Source organism: Mycobacterium sp. SMC-13 (genome assembly GCF_045311035.1).
Taxonomy (GTDB): Bacteria; Actinomycetota; Actinomycetes; order Mycobacteriales; family Mycobacteriaceae; genus Mycobacterium.
In genome coordinates this window covers 24,727-40,482 of sequence record NZ_JBJIAI010000019.1, presented here as the reverse complement: position 1 = coordinate 40,482, position 15,756 = coordinate 24,727, and the positions used below count along the sequence as shown (strand labels likewise).

Annotated in this window: 14 protein-coding genes; 5 read left to right on the top strand and 9 right to left on the bottom strand. The window is 68.0% G+C overall.

Annotation, left to right across the window (positions count from 1 at the left end):
* The first annotated feature begins 70 nt into the window (after positions 1-70).
* The 3 genes from kstD (at position 71) to ACJH6I_RS23410 (ending at position 3,989) form a co-directional block, all read left to right on the top strand.
* Positions 71-1,753 (top strand): 3-oxosteroid 1-dehydrogenase, encoded by a 1,683-nt coding sequence (gene kstD, locus ACJH6I_RS23420; protein ID WP_318985452.1) that lies wholly within the window; start codon positions 71-73, stop codon positions 1,751-1,753.
* Between the two features lies 1 nt (position 1,754).
* Entirely contained in the window at positions 1,755-2,615 is an 861-nt protein-coding gene (locus ACJH6I_RS23415) for a MaoC family dehydratase (RefSeq protein ID WP_064861051.1), read from the top strand.
* Positions 2,616-2,831: 216 nt separating this feature from the next.
* Positions 2,832-3,989: a DUF1942 domain-containing protein gene (locus ACJH6I_RS23410; protein WP_318985451.1), complete on the top strand. Its 1,158-nt coding sequence runs from the start codon at positions 2,832-2,834 to the stop codon at positions 3,987-3,989.
* 75 nt (positions 3,990-4,064) lie between these two features.
* Here ACJH6I_RS23410 and ACJH6I_RS23405 read toward each other — a convergent pair whose 3' ends face one another.
* The 9 genes from ACJH6I_RS23405 to ACJH6I_RS23365 all read right to left on the bottom strand — a co-directional run bounded on the left by ACJH6I_RS23405 (position 4,065) and on the right by ACJH6I_RS23365 (position 13,916).
* A complete protein-coding gene (locus ACJH6I_RS23405; protein ID WP_318985450.1) occupies positions 4,065-4,826 on the bottom strand; it encodes a hypothetical protein in 762 nt (253 codons plus the stop codon).
* 16 nt (positions 4,827-4,842) lie between these two features.
* Positions 4,843-5,964 carry a hypothetical protein gene (locus ACJH6I_RS23400; RefSeq protein ID WP_064861048.1) on the bottom strand — a complete coding sequence of 374 codons (1,122 nt, stop codon included), beginning with the start codon at positions 5,962-5,964 and terminating at the stop codon, positions 4,843-4,845.
* 57 nt (positions 5,965-6,021) lie between these two features.
* The gene (locus ACJH6I_RS23395) at positions 6,022-7,800 is read right to left on the bottom strand and encodes a DUF2339 domain-containing protein (protein WP_318985449.1); all 1,779 of its coding nucleotides are present in this window, start codon (positions 7,798-7,800) and stop codon (positions 6,022-6,024) included.
* A gap of 109 nt (positions 7,801-7,909) precedes the next feature.
* Positions 7,910-9,064, bottom strand: a complete 1,155-nt coding sequence (locus ACJH6I_RS23390; protein ID WP_318985495.1) for a lipid-transfer protein — start codon at positions 9,062-9,064, stop codon at positions 7,910-7,912.
* A gap of 2 nt (positions 9,065-9,066) precedes the next feature.
* Positions 9,067-9,462, bottom strand: a complete 396-nt coding sequence (locus ACJH6I_RS23385; protein ID WP_406784577.1) for a MaoC family dehydratase — start codon at positions 9,460-9,462, stop codon at positions 9,067-9,069.
* 11 nt (positions 9,463-9,473) lie between these two features.
* Positions 9,474-10,439: a bifunctional MaoC family dehydratase N-terminal/OB-fold nucleic acid binding domain-containing protein gene (locus tag ACJH6I_RS23380; RefSeq protein WP_318985447.1), complete on the bottom strand. Its 966-nt coding sequence runs from the start codon at positions 10,437-10,439 to the stop codon at positions 9,474-9,476.
* A gap of 11 nt (positions 10,440-10,450) precedes the next feature.
* Positions 10,451-11,614 carry an acyl-CoA dehydrogenase FadE29 gene (fadE29, locus tag ACJH6I_RS23375; RefSeq protein WP_318985446.1) on the bottom strand — a complete coding sequence of 388 codons (1,164 nt, stop codon included), beginning with the start codon at positions 11,612-11,614 and terminating at the stop codon, positions 10,451-10,453.
* Positions 11,614-12,618, bottom strand: a complete 1,005-nt coding sequence (locus ACJH6I_RS23370; protein ID WP_406784560.1) for an acyl-CoA dehydrogenase family protein — start codon at positions 12,616-12,618, stop codon at positions 11,614-11,616. The genes fadE29 and ACJH6I_RS23370 overlap by 1 nt, the downstream gene beginning before the upstream one ends.
* 50 nt (positions 12,619-12,668) lie before the next feature.
* On the bottom strand, positions 12,669-13,916 hold the full coding sequence (locus ACJH6I_RS23365) for a cytochrome P450 (protein WP_061006575.1): 1,248 nt from the start codon (positions 13,914-13,916) through the stop codon (positions 12,669-12,671).
* A 157-nt stretch (positions 13,917-14,073) separates the two neighbouring features.
* Between ACJH6I_RS23365 and ACJH6I_RS23360 the strand changes: the two genes are divergently transcribed.
* Positions 14,074-15,225: a steroid 3-ketoacyl-CoA thiolase gene (locus ACJH6I_RS23360; RefSeq protein WP_293017986.1), complete on the top strand. Its 1,152-nt coding sequence runs from the start codon at positions 14,074-14,076 to the stop codon at positions 15,223-15,225.
* A gap of 22 nt (positions 15,226-15,247) precedes the next feature.
* The gene (locus ACJH6I_RS23355) at positions 15,248-15,742 is read left to right on the top strand and encodes a nitroreductase family deazaflavin-dependent oxidoreductase (protein WP_293017988.1); all 495 of its coding nucleotides are present in this window, start codon (positions 15,248-15,250) and stop codon (positions 15,740-15,742) included.
* Positions 15,743-15,756: the final 14 nt, after the last annotated feature.

Sequence of the window (15,756 nt, the reverse complement as noted above, 5' to 3'; positions counted from 1 at the left end):
CGTGAATTCCCCTAACTTCATGGACCGGCGCAGTTGTCCACAGGCCGGGCAATTCTATAACGTGTTCTACATGACTGGACAGGAGTACGACGTTGTCGTCGTCGGCAGCGGTGCAGCCGGTATGGTCGCCGCCCTCACCGCAGCCCATCAGGGCCTTTCGACAGTAGTCGTTGAAAAGGCCCCACACTATGGAGGTTCCACTGCGCGGTCAGGTGGCGGCGTCTGGATCCCGAACAATGAGATTTTGCAGCGTGCGGGGGTAAAAGACACCCCGGAAGCGGCCCGCACCTACCTGCACAAGATCGTCGGCGACGTGGTGCCCGCAGAGAAGATCGACACCTACCTGCAGCGCGGCCCCGAGATGCTGTCGTTCGTCCTGAAGAACTCGCCGCTGAAGCTGTGCTGGGTACCGAATTACTCCGACTACTACCCGGAGGTCGAGGGCGGCCGCGCCGGCGGACGGTCCGTCGAGCCCAAGCCGTTCAACGCCAAGAAGCTCGGCGCCGACATGGACGGCCTGGAGCCGGCCTACGGCAAGGTGCCGTTGAACATGGTTGTGATGCAACAGGATTACGTGCGGCTCAACCAGCTCAAGCGCCACCCGCGCGGCGTGCTGCGCAGCCTCAAGGTCGGTATCCGGGCCACCTGGGCCGGCCTCACGGGCAAGAACCTGGTCGGCATGGGCCGCGCCCTGATCGCCCCGCTGCGCATCGGCCTGCAGCAGGCCGGTGTCCCGGTGCAACTGAACACCGCACTGACCGACCTGTACTACGAGAACGGCCGGGTTGCGGGCATCTATGTCCGTGACACCAACGCTCCGGAAAGCGCTGAGCCGCAACTGATCCGGGCCCGCCGTGCGGTGATCCTCGGCAGCGGTGGCTTCGAGAAGAACCAAGAGATGCGCACCAAGTACCAGCGCCAGCCGATCACCACCGACTGGACCGTCGGCGCCAAGGCCAACACCGGCGACGGCATCCTGGCCGCCGAAAAGCTCGGCGCCGCACTGGAAATCATGGAAGACGCCTGGTGGGGCCCGACGGTGCCGCTGCCCGACAACCCGTGGTTCGCCCTGTCCGAGCGCAACTCCCCCGGCTCCATCATCGTGAACATGAACGGCAAGCGGTTCATGAACGAATCCATGCCGTATGTCGAGGCCTGCCACCACATGTACGGCGGCCAGTACGGCCAGGGCGAGGGCCCCGGCGAAAACGTGCCGGCGTGGCTGCTCTTCGACCAGCAGTACCGCAACCGCTACATCTTCGCGGGTCTGCAGCCGGGACAACGCATTCCGAGGAAGTGGACCGAGGCCGGCGTCGTCGTCAAGGCCGACACCATCGAGGAACTGGCAGAGCTCACCAACCTGCCCGTCGACGAACTCAAGGCCACCATCGAACGCTTCAACGGCTTCGCGCGCAGCGGTGTCGACGAGGACTTCGGTCGCGGCAACAGCGCGTACGACCGGTACTACGGCGACCCGACCAACAAGCCGAACCCCAACCTGGGCGAGATCAAGCACGGCCCGTTCTACGCGGCCAAGATGGTGCCCGGCGATCTCGGCACCAAGGGCGGCATCGTCACCGACATCCACGGCCGCGCGCTGCGCGAGGACGGCTCGGTGATCGAGGGCCTGTACGCGTCTGGCAATGTCAGTGGTCCGGTGATGGGCCACACCTACCCCGGCCCCGGCGGGACCATCGGCCCCGCCATGACCTTCGGATACCTCGCGGCACTGCACGTGGCAGGAAAGGGCTGACATGCCGATCAATCTCGACGAGGCCATCGGGGCCGAACTCGCACCCGTCGAATTCTCGTGGAGCAGCAGCGATGTGCAGCTGTACCACCTCGGCCTGGGCGCCGGCGCCGATCCGATGAGCGAGCGCGAGCTGCGCTACCTGATCGACGACAAGCCGCAGGTGCTGCCGACCTTCGGCAACGTGGCGCAGAGCTTCCACGAGACCAAAGCGCCGACCGTCAAGTTCCCCGGCATCGACATCGAGCTGAGCCGGGTGCTGCACGCCAGTGAGGCCATCTACACCGACGCTCCCATCCCGCCGTCGGGCACGGGCCGCGCCGTCACGAAGTTCACCGAGATCTGGGACAAGGGCAAGGCCGCGGTCATCTGGTCGGAGACCACCGTGACCACCCTCGACGGCGCTCCCCTGTGGAAGCAGAAGCGGTCCATCTTCGCCCGCGGCGAGGGCGGCTTCGGCGGCGATCGTGGCCCGTCGACCTCGGCCGCCGAGCCCGACCGGGCACCGGACCTGCAGATCTCGCTGCCGACGCTGCCGCAGCAGGCTCTGCTGTACCGGCTCTGCGGTGACCGCAACCCGCTGCACTCGGACCCGGCATTCGCCAAGGCCGCCGGCTTCGACCGCCCGATCCTGCATGGCCTGTGCACCTACGGCATCGGCTGCAAGGCCATCGTCGACAACGTGCTCGACGGCGACGCCGGCCGCGTCCGGTCCTACGGCGCGCGCTTCGCGGGCACCGTGATCCCGGGTGAAACCTTGCAGGCCAACCTTTGGCGTGACGGTGAACGAATCACCGGCGTGCTGACGGCGCCGAGCCGAGACAACGTCGTCGTGCTTGCTGGAATCGAGCTCACCGCGTCCTGACCAGGACGTATTCGGAATCGGCCGCCTATTCGGCGGCCGATTCCGGCAAACCAGGGCCGGCGGTCGGGTCGCCGACGGCGCGTCAACCTCTATCCACAGCTGACGCTTAACCTGCTAGCTTTCGTAGTAGTCAGTAATTATCCAATTACTCGTGACTCAACTTCCGTGGGGGAAGCCGCCCGTCGGACGACTTGGAGACAAAGGAGCCACATCATCATGAGTACCCGCAAGATCACCATCGCCATCGGCGCAGCCGCCGCATTCGGCCTGATCGCGACACCGTTCGCAGTGGCCGACCCCGCCCAGCCCGCAGGGGTGACGTCCGCCCCCACCACGGTGGCGTTCGGTTCGGACGGCAAGCTCGTAGACGGGAACACCGTCGCGGAATGGCAGATCAGCAACCTCAAGCCCAGCACCGATGTGCTCTCGCAGCACCTCAACGGCACGCTGTGGGAAGCCACAGCGGAGTACAAGGCCGAGCGCGGCAACTCGCAGCCGTTCGTGCCGAACCTGAACGCCCGCACCGCGACCGGCGAGAACTACCGCGTGCTGTGGGGCGCTGCCACTCCGCAGGGCATCAACCCCGCCGGCCTCGCCGAAGGGCAAGAGTCCAAGGGCAAGATCTACTTCGACGTGACGGGCGCCGCGCCGACCAGCGTCGTGTACACCGACGGGGACCGCGAAGTGATCAAGTGGCAGGGCACTGAACCCGCCACGGGTACCGCGCCGGCCGCCGCCCCCGCTCGTGGCACTGCGCCGGTGACCACGCCGGCCCCGGCTGCCGCCCCCGCCGCCGCTCCTGCTGCCGCCCCGGCGGCTGCTCCCGCCGGTCTCGGCAGCGCCGTGCCCGGCGCCACCCCGGCCGGTGCTGTTCCGGCCGCCACCGGCACGCAGCCTCCGGCCGGCACCACCACCGGTGCGGTCCCGGCGGCGACGCCGAACGGTGAGACGCCTGCCGCCACCCCGGCCGGCACCCCGGCTCCGGCTGGTACTCCGGCGGTTGCTCCGGCTCCGGCCGGCACCCCGGGCGCCGACGCTCCGGCTCCGGCCGGTGCCCAGGTTCCGGCGGGCACCCCGGCCGGTACCCCCGCGGGCACCCCGGCGACGGCTCCGGCCGCCGGCCCGGCTCCCGAGGCGGCTCCGGTTCCCACCGCCGCCGAAAGCGGCCCGGGCACCGCTGCCACCGCCGGTGGCGCCGTCTCGCAGGCTCCGCTGACCCCGGCGCCGGCTCCGGCACCGAGCCAGGCCATCGCCGGCCAGCCCGCCTCCAGCGCGGGTCAGGGCACCGCCACCCCGGCCGGTAACCAGCAGGCCGCGCCGGCTGCGCCTGCTGCGCCGGTCACCCCGACCCCGGCACCGGCACCGGCCTCCTGACGGACAACGAAATTGGGGCCAGTCGCGATCATCGCGACTGGCCCCAATTTCGTTGTCCGGCTTGTTATTCAGTAACTACATCTGACGGCCGACGTCGCCGCCGCGCTGCGGCGGCGGAGCCACGGGGGCGACGGGCGCCGGCCCCGCGGTGTGCGAACCCGCGCTGGGACCGGCCACCGGCGGCGCCGCCGGAGCCGGAGCGGACGTGTGCCGACGGGAGTCGCGGGCGTCCTGCTGGGCCTCCCGGCGATCCTGCTGAGACTGCCGGTTGTCCTGCTGTTGCTGGCGCGCGTCCTGCTGGGATTGCCGGTCGTTCTGCTGGTTCTCCCGGGCGTCCTGCTGCGCCTGACGCTGCTCGGGCGACATGGGGGCACCGCCGCCGGCCGGCCCGCCGGGCTGACCCTCCGGAGGCTCCCCGCCGGGCATGCCGCTTTCCTTGCCGCCGCCCTTGCCCATGGCCTGCTGGATCATCTGACCGAACTGGCCCGCTTGCTGGCCCATCTGGCCCAGACCGCCACCCTGGCCGGCCATCTGGCCTGCCTGCTGACCCATCTGCCCGAGCTGGCCGAGCATCTGACCCATCTGGCCGACGCCCTCCCCGCCCTTGCTGTCGGCGTTGTCGTAAGCCGACTGGGCCATGCCGACCTTGCCGGAGAACATGCCCTCCTTGGCCTGCAACGAGGCCACATTGGCGGTCATGTCGGCTGCCATGGCCGGCAGGATCGCGGCGATGGTCGCGCTCATGGCGTCCTCGCCGGGCTGGATCATCGGCATGTCAGGCAGCTCGACGGAAGCCGTGTTCCAGCTGATGTTGTCCGGTGTCTGCATCATCGACATCAGATATCCCCCCTACTCACCAGTCGTCGTCGATGTCTTCGTCATAGGAACCGTGGTCCAGTGCCTCGGGTACCGCGAGCTGGGTGATGCGGCCCCCGCCGCCACCTTCGCGGTGCCCCATGCCGCCCATGGCGCCCATCGCGCCACCGGCACCTGCGGCGGCGGCGACCGGAGCCAAGCCACCGGCGCCCATGCCGCCCGCGGCACTGGCCGGCATCACGCCGGGCCCAGCCGGGCCGGGGCCGACCATCTTGGCCAGCAGCGGCGTCTGCACGGAGGCCGCACCCACACCGCCACCGCCACCGCCGGGCATGCCGCCCTTCATCAGGCCCGCGCCATGAGCCGCGCCGGAACCGCCGGCCAGCGGATGGTTCGAGAACGCACCGAACGGCGAGGCGCCGAGGCCGGCCTTGCCCTGCCCGCCGCCCTGGAACAGGGACGTCAACTGCTGCAGTGGCTGCGAAAGTTGTTGCAGCGGTTGCATTGCCTGCTGCGGCAGCTGCCCGAGCATCTGCGGGAGCTGACCGGCCATCTGCATCATCTGGCCCATCATCTGGCCCATCTGGTCGCCGCCCTTGCCCGCCGACTCCGCGGTCTTCTGCGCGGTCTGCGCCACCTGCGGCGGCACGCCGGCCGTCGGGATGCTCGGCGGTGCGCCGACGAAGTTGGCCACCTCGGTGGCACTGGCCGTCACCGCGGCGATGTTCTGTGACAGGCCCATCTTGATGCGGCTCTGGATCAGCTCCTGCACGTTGGGGAACGGCGCCGCCGACAGGGCCATGCACTCCGCCTGCACTTCCTCGGCGGTGGCGTTGACCAGGTTCTTGGTCTTGATGACCGCGGCCACCATGGACTGCAGCTTGGCGGCGATGGCCGCCGCCTGCGCGCCGTTGGCCTCATGACCGCCGATGATGGTGCCGGCCTCACCCGCGGCCGCCAGCGACGCCGCGCCCTGCCACTGATCGGTCAGATTCATCAGCTGGCTGGTCTGCTGCGGCACCACGGATCCGCTGATCTTGGTGGCCAGCTTCGTGTAATGGGCGGCCGCTTCTTCGAGCTGTTCCTCATTGACGTTGGGCCATCCCGGCCCCGTGACCGTCTGCGATCCGAACGGACTGCTGTCCGGCTGAATCCCCATAGACACGGCCCCCTTCCCCAGACATACCGCGTCGGTTCGAGCCTACCGCCCCGACGGCTACCCACCCGACGCGAACTGACGGTCCGGATTCGGCTGATCCTGCCGGGCGAGCAACCGGGCATAGCCGGTTCCCATGGCCAGCAGCACCAGGCCCACGACGATGAACACCGCCACCCGGAACATGCCGTTCAGGGTCCCGAGATCGAACAAGAACAGCTTGGTCATCGCCGCGGCCACCAGCGCCAGCCCGCCGCCGATGGGCAGTGATCGCTGCGCCTTCGGCCGGCGGGCCGCGTACCCGAACAACGCCGCCGCGACCGCGATCCAGCCGATGGTCGCGACCATGTGACCCGCGAAGAACCCGCCCTTGACGCCGCCGATCAGCGCGCCGGCGGTGACGGTCGCCATGGTGGACGCGTACGCGGCGACCACGACCGCGCCTGCCCACATCAGCCGCACCTCGTCGTCGTCACGCCGGCCGGTCCACGACCACACGACGGCGACCGCACTGGCGATCGCAAGGATGCTGGAGATGACGGTGGACACCGCGCTGTGGGTGTTCAGCTCCACCGCGCGGAACAGCAGGTCCGGCGGCGAGTAGCTGAGGTAGACGGCCCCACCGACGGCGCCGAATCCGGCAGCCACCCAGCGGGCGATCGCGTCGCGACGCCCGGCGACGGCCACCACGACGGACATCGCGAGCAGCACCGCGCCGCCGGTCCTACCGTCGAAGGCCACCAATACCGCGACCAGCGCGCAGACGGCCGATGTCGCCGCCCAGATCCGCCGCACCACATCAGCGACGCCGGGCAGTCGGTTGCCGGCCAGCACGACGGCCAGGAACAGGGCCGCCACCGCGGCGATGATCGACGCGGCGATCACCGGACGGACCACCGCCGAGATGAACAGCACCGGCACCGCGCCGCCTGCCGTGGCCAGGGCCAGCAGCGAGCGGTTGGCGGTCTTGGGCAACAGGGTCAACGCGCCCCCGACGGCCAGCACGGCTGCCGCCGCGCAGGCACCGGCGAGACCCGGATTCCGGTGGGTGCCGAATGACGCCGAGGCCAGTGCCACCAACAACGGAAAGGTGCAGACGGCGGTCCGGGCCACGAACATCGCGACCCAATCCTTGCCGATTTGCACCGGCAGCGACGCCGCGGACAGCGCCAGCATGAACCCGATCAGCAGCAGCGAGACGCCGTCGGCCACCACGGGCGCCAGCACGGCCAGCGGCACCAGCACCAACAGCGCGAGTTGCTGCGAATCCCAGCGCCGCGCCAGGGTCAGCCCGCCGCCGCCGATCACCGCCGCGAGCACCAAACCGACCGGCGCAGAAAGCCATTCGTAAATCGTGGTGACCGCGACGACGTCGATGTACGCCGCGGCGATACCGGTGGCGGCCAGGGCGACCGCGCCCACCGTGCCGCCGGGCCGCGTCTTCAGGCGAGTCGCCCCGACCACCAGACCGGCCGCCAGGACCGCCCCTGCGCCGACCCGGAACTCGGGCCGCAACAGCCCGGCCTGCGCGGCGAGCACCAGCAGCAGGGCGACGCCGATCAACGTCACCGCGACACCGGCGGCCGCCAGCGCCTTGCCGATCCAGCCGTCCGAGCGCTCGGGCCGCGGCGGCTGCTGCTGGGGCTGCTGGGGCGCGGCCTGTGCCGGCTGCCAATACTGTTGCGGCGCGGCGTATCCGACGGGCTGCGCGGCCGGCTGCTGGTATGCCATCGACCGATCGAGCTCGGTGAGGCAGGCCGAGACCCATGCCAGGTGATGGGAGATCGCTGCGACATCCTGCGAGAGCCGGGCAACCATCGCCCGCTGCGGTTCGGTCATGCAGGTCATCATCGCGCCGAGCCACGCGAGTTCGGATGAGTAGGACTACCCCTTTTGACGCAGAACTGCCCCTCTTCTTTCGAAAGGGGCAGTTCGCGAGCGGGATGATTCAGCCCAGGATCAGGCCTGACGTCGGAACACCGGTGCCGGCGGTGACGAGCACGTGCTCGACATCGGGCACCTGGTTGACCGACGTGCCGCGCAGCTGGCGGACGCCCTCGGCGATGCCGTTCATGCCGTGGATGTACGCCTCACCGAGCTGACCGCCGTGCGTGTTGATCGGCAGCTTGCCGCCCAGCTCGATCGCACCGTTCGCGATGAAGTCCTTCGCCTCACCCTTGCCGCAGAAACCGAGCTCCTCGAGCTGGATCAGCGTGTACGGGGTGAAGTGGTCGTAGATCACCGCGGTCTGAATGTCATTGGGCGTCAAGCCACTCTGACCCCACAACTGCTTGCCGACCAGGCCCATCTCGGGCAGACCGAGCTCGTCACGGTAGTACGAGTACATGGTGAACTGATCCTCACCAGCAGCCTGTGCCGCCGCCTCGACGACGACCGGGCGCTGCTTGAGGTCCTTGGCGCGCTCGGGCGTGGTGACGACGATCGCCACGCCGCCGTCGGTCTCCTGGCAGCAGTCCAGCAGGCGCAGCGGCTCGGCGATCCACCGTGAGTTCTGATGGTCCTCGATGGTGATCGGCTTGCCGTAGAAGTGCGCCTTCGGATTGGTCGCCGCGTGCTTGCGGTCGGCCACCGACACGGCACCGAAATCGGCACTCGTGGCGCCGTATTCGTGCATGTACCGCTGCGCGACCATGGCCACCGAGGCGGCCGGCGTGCTCAGGCCGTGCGGGTAGGACCAGCTGTACTCGACACCGCGGGAGTCGGCGTTGACGGTCAGGCCCGTCATCACCTGGCCGAAGCGGAACTCCGAACGCTCGTTGAAAGCGCGGTATGCCACAACGACTTCGGCGATACCGGACGCCACCGCCAGCACGGCCTGCTGCACGGTCGCCGCCGCGGCGCCGCCGCCGTAGCCGATCTGGCTGAAGAACTTCAGCTCCCCGATGCCGGTGGAGCGGGCCACCGCGGTCTCCAGGTTGGAGTCCATGGTGAAGGTCACCAGGCCGTCGACGTCCTCGGGCGACAGGCCCGCATCGTTCAGTGCGTCGGTGACCGCCTCGGCGGCCAGCCGCAGTTCACTGCGGCCGGAGTTCTTGGAGAAGTCCGTCGCGCCGATACCGGCGATGACGGCCTTGCCGGAGATGCTCACTGCGCGGCTCCCATCGTCAGCGTGGAGGTGGCGATGACGTGATCACCAAGGCTGTTGCTGCCCACCACTTTCAGCGTCACCAGGTCGCCTTCGACAGCGGTCACCTCACCACGGAAGGTGATGGTGTCGTAGGCGTACCACGGCACCCCGAGGCGCAGCTTGATCGACTTGATGATGGCGTTCGGGCCCGCCCAGTCGGTGACGTAACGCCCCACCAGACCGGTGTCGGTCAGGATGTTGACGAAGATGTCCTTGGAGCCCTTGGCCTGGGCCTTGTCCCGGTCGTGGTGCACGTCCTGGTAGTCCCGCGTGGCGATCGCCGTCGAGACGATGAACGTCGGGTCACCGTAGATCGAGAGTTCGGGCAGCTTGGTGCCCACGGCGGTGTTCACAGCGGCGGCGGTCACTTGGCGGCCTCCCAGGCGTACAGACTCCAGGCCGGACTGACATCGCTGTCCGGGAAGTCGAGGAACGTTGCGCTGACCGGCATTCCGATCTTCACGTCGTCATGCTCGACGCCGCGCAGCTCACCGAGCATGCGCACACCCTCTTCGAGTTCGACGAGCGCGATGATGAACGGCAGGCTGCGGCCGGGCACCTTCGGCGCGTGGTGCACGACGTAGCTGAACACCGTGCCCCGGCCCGACGAGACGACATAGTCGATCGGGGCATCCTTGTCCTGCCAGATCGCGGGCACCGGCGGGTGCTGCAGCGAGCCGTCGGGCCGCTTCTGAATCCGCAGTTCGTGCGCGTTGACGCCGTCCCAGAAGAACTGGGTGTCGCGCGACGATGCCGGGCGCATCAGCTTGTCGGGGTCCAGATCGGCTGGGATGGAACCGGTTTCGGCGGCTTCTTTACCTTGCTTGTTGGCCGGCAGGAACTTCATGATGCGCCAGTCCATGTCGGCGACTTCCTCGTCACCGACATGCCAGCGGATCTTCTGGTTGACGAAGTAGCCCTCGCCCAGCGCCGTCTGCTTCGGACCGACCACGTCGGTGACCTCGGCACTGATGCTGACGCGTTCGCCCGGCTGCAGGTAGCGGTGATAGGTCTGGTCGCAGTTGGTGGCGACGACGCCGACGTACCCGGCGTCGTCGAACAACTTCATGATCCGGGCCAGCGGATCGTCGTCGGACCGGGTGCGGCCCAGGCCCATCATGGTCCAGACCTGGATCATGGCGGGCGGCGCCACGATGCCGGGGTGCCCGGCGGCCTTGGCGGCCTCCTCGTCGACGTAGATCGGGTTCTTGTCGCCGATCGCGTCGACCCAGTGGTGAATCATGGGCTGGTTCACCGGATCCCGGCTCAGGGTCGGCTTGCTGCGCCCGGATGCGACGATCTCGTCGATACCGGCCTGAAGATCAGTCATCGATCGCCCTCCTACCGCGAGACCCGCGGCACCTTGAGGCCCGATGCGGCGATCATCTCGCGCATGACCTCGTTGACCCCGCCACCGAACGTGATGACCAAGTTGCGCTTGGCCATGGTGTCCAGCCACTGCAGCACCTTGGCGGTGTGCTGGTCGGCAGGGTTGCCGAAGCGTCCCACGACCTCTTCCGCCAGCCGGCTCACTTCCTGAATGCGCTCGGTGGAAAAGACTTTCGTCGCGGCCGCATCGGCGACGGCGATGTTCTCACCGGACGAGGCGACCTGCCAGTTGAGCAGTTCGTTGAGCCGCATGATCGTCTTGATCTGCCCCAGCAGCCGCTTGGCCTCCGGATTGTCCAGCGGGACAACGCCATCGGAGCCGGGCTGGGAGGCCCAGCCGTGCACCTGCTCGTAGATGCCCGCCACGCGACCGGCCGGTCCCAGGCCGACACGCTCGTGGTTGAGCTGAGTGGTGATGAGCTTCCAGCCACCGTTCTCCTCGCCGACCAGCATGTCGGCGGGCACCCGCACATCGTTGTAGTACGTCGTGTTGGTGTGGTGGGCGCCGTCGGACAGGATGATCGGGGTCCAGGAGTAGCCCGGGTCCTTGGTGTCGACGATCAGGATCGAGATGCCCTTGTGCTTCGCCGCGGTCGGGTCGGTGCGACAGGCCAGCCACACGTAGTCGGCGTCGTGGGCACCGGTGGTCCACATCTTCTGGCCGTTGACGATGTACTCGTCACCGTGCCGCACGGCGGTGGTCCGCAGCGATGCGAGGTCGGTGCCGGCCTCGGGCTCGGAGTAACCGATCGCGAAATGCACCTCGCCGGAGAGGATTCCGGGCAGGAACTTCTTCTTCTGTTCCTCGGTGCCCAGCAGCTGCAGGGTGGGTCCCACGGTCTGCAGCGTGACCATCGGCAGTGGGATGTCGGCGCGGTTGGCCTCGTTGATGAAGATCTGCTGCTCGATGGGCCCGAAGCCCAGGCCGCCGTACTCCTTGGGCCAGCCCACACCGAGCTTGCCGTCGCTGCCCATGCGCTTGATGACGGCGCGGTAGGCCTCGTTGTGCCGGTCGGTCTCCATCGCCGCCGCCTCTTCGGGCGTGATCAGCGTCGAAAAGTACTCGCGCAGTTCGGATTGCAGCTTGCGCTGTTCCGCGGTCAGGTCGATAAACATCAGGCTCCCACCAGATCGAGACGGTGCGACGGACCACCGAGCAGGCGGTTCAGGTCCTTGATCGAGGAGTAGTAGCGGTCCATCGGGTAGGTGATGTCCATGCCCATGCCGCCGTGCAGGTGATGGCACAGCCGCATGGCCGGCGGGGCCTGCGAGGTCAGCCAGTAGCCCAGGATCGCCAGGTCCTCGGATGCGTCGAGTCCCTCGGACAACCGCCACACCACCGAGGTGGAGACGAGATCGATTGTCCGCGAGGCGATGTAGACCTCGGACAGCTGCGCTGCCACCGTCTGGAAGGTGGACAGCGGCCGGCCGAACTGCTCGCGCGTCGCGGTGTAGTCGGCGGTCAGCCGCAGTGCACCGGCGACCAGACCGGCGCCGAACGCGCCGATCATGGCCAGCGCCAGCTCGTTCACCCGCGCCACCGTGGCGCCGGCCAGCACGTCGTCGTCGGCCACTGCCACGTCGGTGAAGGTGACGACGTATTCGTCCGAACCGTTGGCGGTCGGGGTCTTCTCGACCGTCACACCGGCGGCCTTCGGCGACACGACGACCACACCGCTGTCGGTGGTGACGAGCAGCCACTGCGCCGTCTCTGCATACGGCACACCGATTTTGGTGCCGTTGAGCTTGCCGCCGGCGTAGCTGGTCGACGGCTTCTCCGGCAGCTGGTTGCCGGCTTCGTTCAGGGCGGCAGACAACACCGCGCCCTGCGCGACACCCGCGAGATACCGGTCCTGCTGCGCTTCGGTGGCCAGGTCGACGAGCGGAACCAGGGCGAGCCCGATGGTGGCCAGCGCCGGTCCGGTGGTGCCACGCCGGCCGATCTCGGTCAGTGCGGTGGCGGCCTCCGGCAGCCCCAGCCCGTCACCACCCAACCGATCCGGTACCGCAAGCGCCACGACGCCACCGGAAACCAGTGCGTCCCAAGTGTTTTCCCGCTCGAGCACAGATGTCACCACATCGGCGACAGCCTGCTGCTCCGGGCTCGGTGTGAAATCCACCCGAATCCTCCTTGATTCGTTCTACCGGACTACTAAGCTGGGGCGCGCCGTCAGTGCTGGACCGGGCACTTACCCGTGTAGTCAACCTGCCAGTGCTTGATGCCGTTGAGCCAGCCCGACATCAGGCGTTCGGGCTCACCGATCGAAGCCAGGTCCGGCATGTGGTCGGCAATCGCGTTGAACATCAGGTTGATGGTCATGCGCGCCAGGTTGGCACCGATGCAGTAGTGGGCGCCGGTGCCACCGAAGCCGACGTGCTGGTTCGGCGTCCGCATGATGTTGAAGGTGTGCGGATCCTCGAACACCTCGTCATCGAAGTTGGCCGAACGGTAGGACATGACGACCCGCTCGCCCTTCTTGATCTTCACACCACCGAGCTCGGTGTCCTCGAGTGCGGTGCGCTGGAACGCGGAAACCGGTGTGGCCCAACGGACAATCTCGTCTGCTGCGCTCTCCGGGCGTTCCTTCTTGTACAGCTCCCACTGGTCGGGGTTCTGCGCGAAGGCGATCATGCCGTGCGTGATCGAGTTACGGGTGGTCTCGTTACCGGCCACGGCCAGCATCACGACGAAGAAACCGAATTCGTCGTCGGACAGCTTCTCGCCCTCGATGTCTGCCTGCACCAGCTGGGTGACGATGTCTTCGGTCGGGTTCTTCGAGCGCTCGGCGGCCATGCCCATGGCGTAGGTGATCAGCTCGAACGACGACGCCGCCGGATCGATGTGCGCGTACTCGGGGTCCTCGCCGGCCGTCATTTCGTTGGACCAGTTGAACAGCTTGTCGCGGTCTTCCTGCGGCACACCGAGCAGACCGGCGATGGCCTGCAGCGGCAGCTCACACGAGACCTGCTCGACGAAGTCGCCGGTGCCGGAAGCGGCCGCGGTCTCGGCGATCTTCTGGGCCCGCTCGTTCAGCTCGGCCTGCAGGCGGCCGATGGCACGCGGGGTGAAGCCGCGGGAGATGATCTTGCGCAGCCGGGTGTGCTGCGGAGCATCCATGTTGAGCAGCACCGCGCGCTGCACGTCGACGGCCTCGCGGGTCATGGCCTGCGGCCACACCGGAATGGCGCCGTCGGGTGCGCTGCCGAAGATGTCGTTGCGCTTCGAGACCTCTTTGACGTCCTCGTAGCGGGTGACGATCCAGTACCCCTTGTCACCGAAGCCGCCGGTGCCGCCGGGCACGTCCACCCAGTGCACCGGCTCTGACTTACGCAGCGCGGCGAGCTCCTCGATGGGCAGGCCTTGGAGGTTCAGGTTCGCGTCCAGCAAGTCGAAGTCGGACGGGATCGGGCAGGGCATGGTGTCTCCTCGGGGAATCCAACGCCTCAGAACCAGGTTCCGAGACAAATCCTTCTAGTTCGGCGTTGCGACCATTGAAACACGCCTTCACCGCAGATAAAAGGCACGTCCCGATCGTTGCTTGTCAGAGTAATGAAACGTGTTCTAGCCTGAGCTCATGGGTAATCCTGTCATCGTTGAAGCCACTCGTAGCCCCATCGGCAAGCGAGGTGGCTGGCTGTCCGGCCTGCACGCGACCGAACTTCTGGGCGCCACGCAGAAGGCTCTCGTCGAGAAGGCCGGGCTGGACGCCGGCGACATCGAGCAGCTCATCGGCGGCTGCGTCACGCAGTACGGCGAGCAGGGCAACAACATCACCCGGCAGTCCTGGCTGGTCGCCGGATTGCCCGAACACGTCGGCGCCACCACCATCGACTGCCAGTGCGGCAGCGCCCAGCAGGCCAACCACCTCATCGCGGGACTGATCGCCACCGGCGCCATCGACATCGGCATCGCCTGCGGCATCGAAGCCATGAGCCGGGTGCCGTTGGGCGCCAACGGCGGTGGCGCGCGCGCCGCGTCATGGGACATCGACCTGCCCAACCAGTTCGAGGCGGCCGAGCGCATCGCCAACCGCCGGGGCATCACCCGCGCCGACATCGACGCGCTGGGCTTCGCCTCGCAGGCCAAGGCCAAGCAGGCCTGGGCCGAGGGTCGCTTCGACCGTGAGATCTCGCCCATCGAGGCGCCGGTCATCGACGAGAACAAGCAGCCGACCGCCGAGCTGAACTGGGTCACCCGCGACCAGGGACTGCGCGACACCACCCTCGAGGGCCTGGCGTCGCTGAAGCCGGTCATCGAGGGCGGCATCCACACGGCCGGCACCTCGTCGCAGATTTCCGATGGCGCGGCCGCGGTGCTGTGGATGGACGAGGACAAGGCGAAGGCCCTCGGCTTCAAGCCCCGCGCCCGGATCATCGCGCAGGCCAACGTCGGCGCGGAGACCTACTACCACCTGGACGGCCCGGTGCAGTCGACCGCCAAGGTGCTCGAAAAGGCGCGTATGTCGATGGCCGACATCGACCTGGTCGAGATCAACGAGGCGTTCGCGTCCGTCGTGCTGTCCTGGGCTCAGGTGCACAAGGCCGACATGGATAAGGTCAACGTCAACGGCGGCGCCATCGCGCTGGGCCACCCGGTCGGTTCCACCGGCTCGCGGCTCATCACGACCGCGCTGCACGAGCTGGAACGGACCGGCAAATCGACGGCGCTGATCACGATGTGCGCCGGCGGTGCGTTGTCCACCGGCACGATCATCGAGCGCATCTAGAGCGAGGAGCAGGGTCGCCACCATGGCCGACGGGGAAATGAGCGACAGGCAGCTGAAGATCCTGAATTCCAAGGGAATGCAGGTCGGCTTCAAGTGGATGTCGCGAATCAACACCTGGGCGTTCCGGGCCACCGACGGCCGGATCGGCGCCAAGTGGCGGCTGGGCTCCAAGCCCGTCGCCACGCCCCCGCCCGTCGGCATCTTGACCACGATCGGCCGCAAATCCGGCGAGCCCCGTGACAGCCCGCTGCTGTACCTGCGCGAAGGCGACCGGATCGTCGTCGTCGCCTCCCAGGGCGGTCGCGACACCCACCCGATGTGGTACTTGAACCTGGTTGCCAACCCCGAGGTGAAGTTCCAGGTGCGCGGCGAGAAGCTGCAGCTGCTCGCGCGCGAGGCCACCGATGCCGAACGCGACGAGTACTGGCCCAAGCTCGACGCCATGTACCCGGACTTCGTCGACTACCGCTCGCACACCGACCGCAAGATTCCGATCATCCTGCTCGATCCGGCCTGAGCACCGACCGAAAA

What these genes read in the sequence shown, in the direction of transcription:
- ACJH6I_RS23395 (WP_318985449.1), bottom strand. Translation starts at nt 7,800, where the DNA reads ATGACCGAACCGCAGCGGGCGATGGTTGCCCGGCTCTCGCAGGATGTC.
- ACJH6I_RS23415 (WP_064861051.1), top strand. Translation starts at nt 1,755, where the DNA reads ATGCCGATCAATCTCGACGAGGCCATCGGGGCCGAACTCGCACCCGTC.
- ACJH6I_RS23360 (WP_293017986.1), top strand. Translation starts at nt 14,074, where the DNA reads ATGGGTAATCCTGTCATCGTTGAAGCCACTCGTAGCCCCATCGGCAAG.
- ACJH6I_RS23380 (WP_318985447.1), bottom strand. Translation starts at nt 10,439, where the DNA reads ATGACTGATCTTCAGGCCGGTATCGACGAGATCGTCGCATCCGGGCGC.
- fadE29 (WP_318985446.1), bottom strand. Translation starts at nt 11,614, where the DNA reads ATGTTTATCGACCTGACCGCGGAACAGCGCAAGCTGCAATCCGAACTG.
- ACJH6I_RS23410 (WP_318985451.1), top strand. Translation starts at nt 2,832, where the DNA reads ATGAGTACCCGCAAGATCACCATCGCCATCGGCGCAGCCGCCGCATTC.
- ACJH6I_RS23405 (WP_318985450.1), bottom strand. Translation starts at nt 4,826, where the DNA reads ATGTCGATGATGCAGACACCGGACAACATCAGCTGGAACACGGCTTCC.
- kstD (WP_318985452.1), top strand. Translation starts at nt 71, where the DNA reads ATGACTGGACAGGAGTACGACGTTGTCGTCGTCGGCAGCGGTGCAGCC.
- ACJH6I_RS23355 (WP_293017988.1), top strand. Translation starts at nt 15,248, where the DNA reads ATGGCCGACGGGGAAATGAGCGACAGGCAGCTGAAGATCCTGAATTCC.
- ACJH6I_RS23365 (WP_061006575.1), bottom strand. Translation starts at nt 13,916, where the DNA reads ATGCCCTGCCCGATCCCGTCCGACTTCGACTTGCTGGACGCGAACCTG.
- ACJH6I_RS23400 (WP_064861048.1), bottom strand. Translation starts at nt 5,964, where the DNA reads ATGGGGATTCAGCCGGACAGCAGTCCGTTCGGATCGCAGACGGTCACG.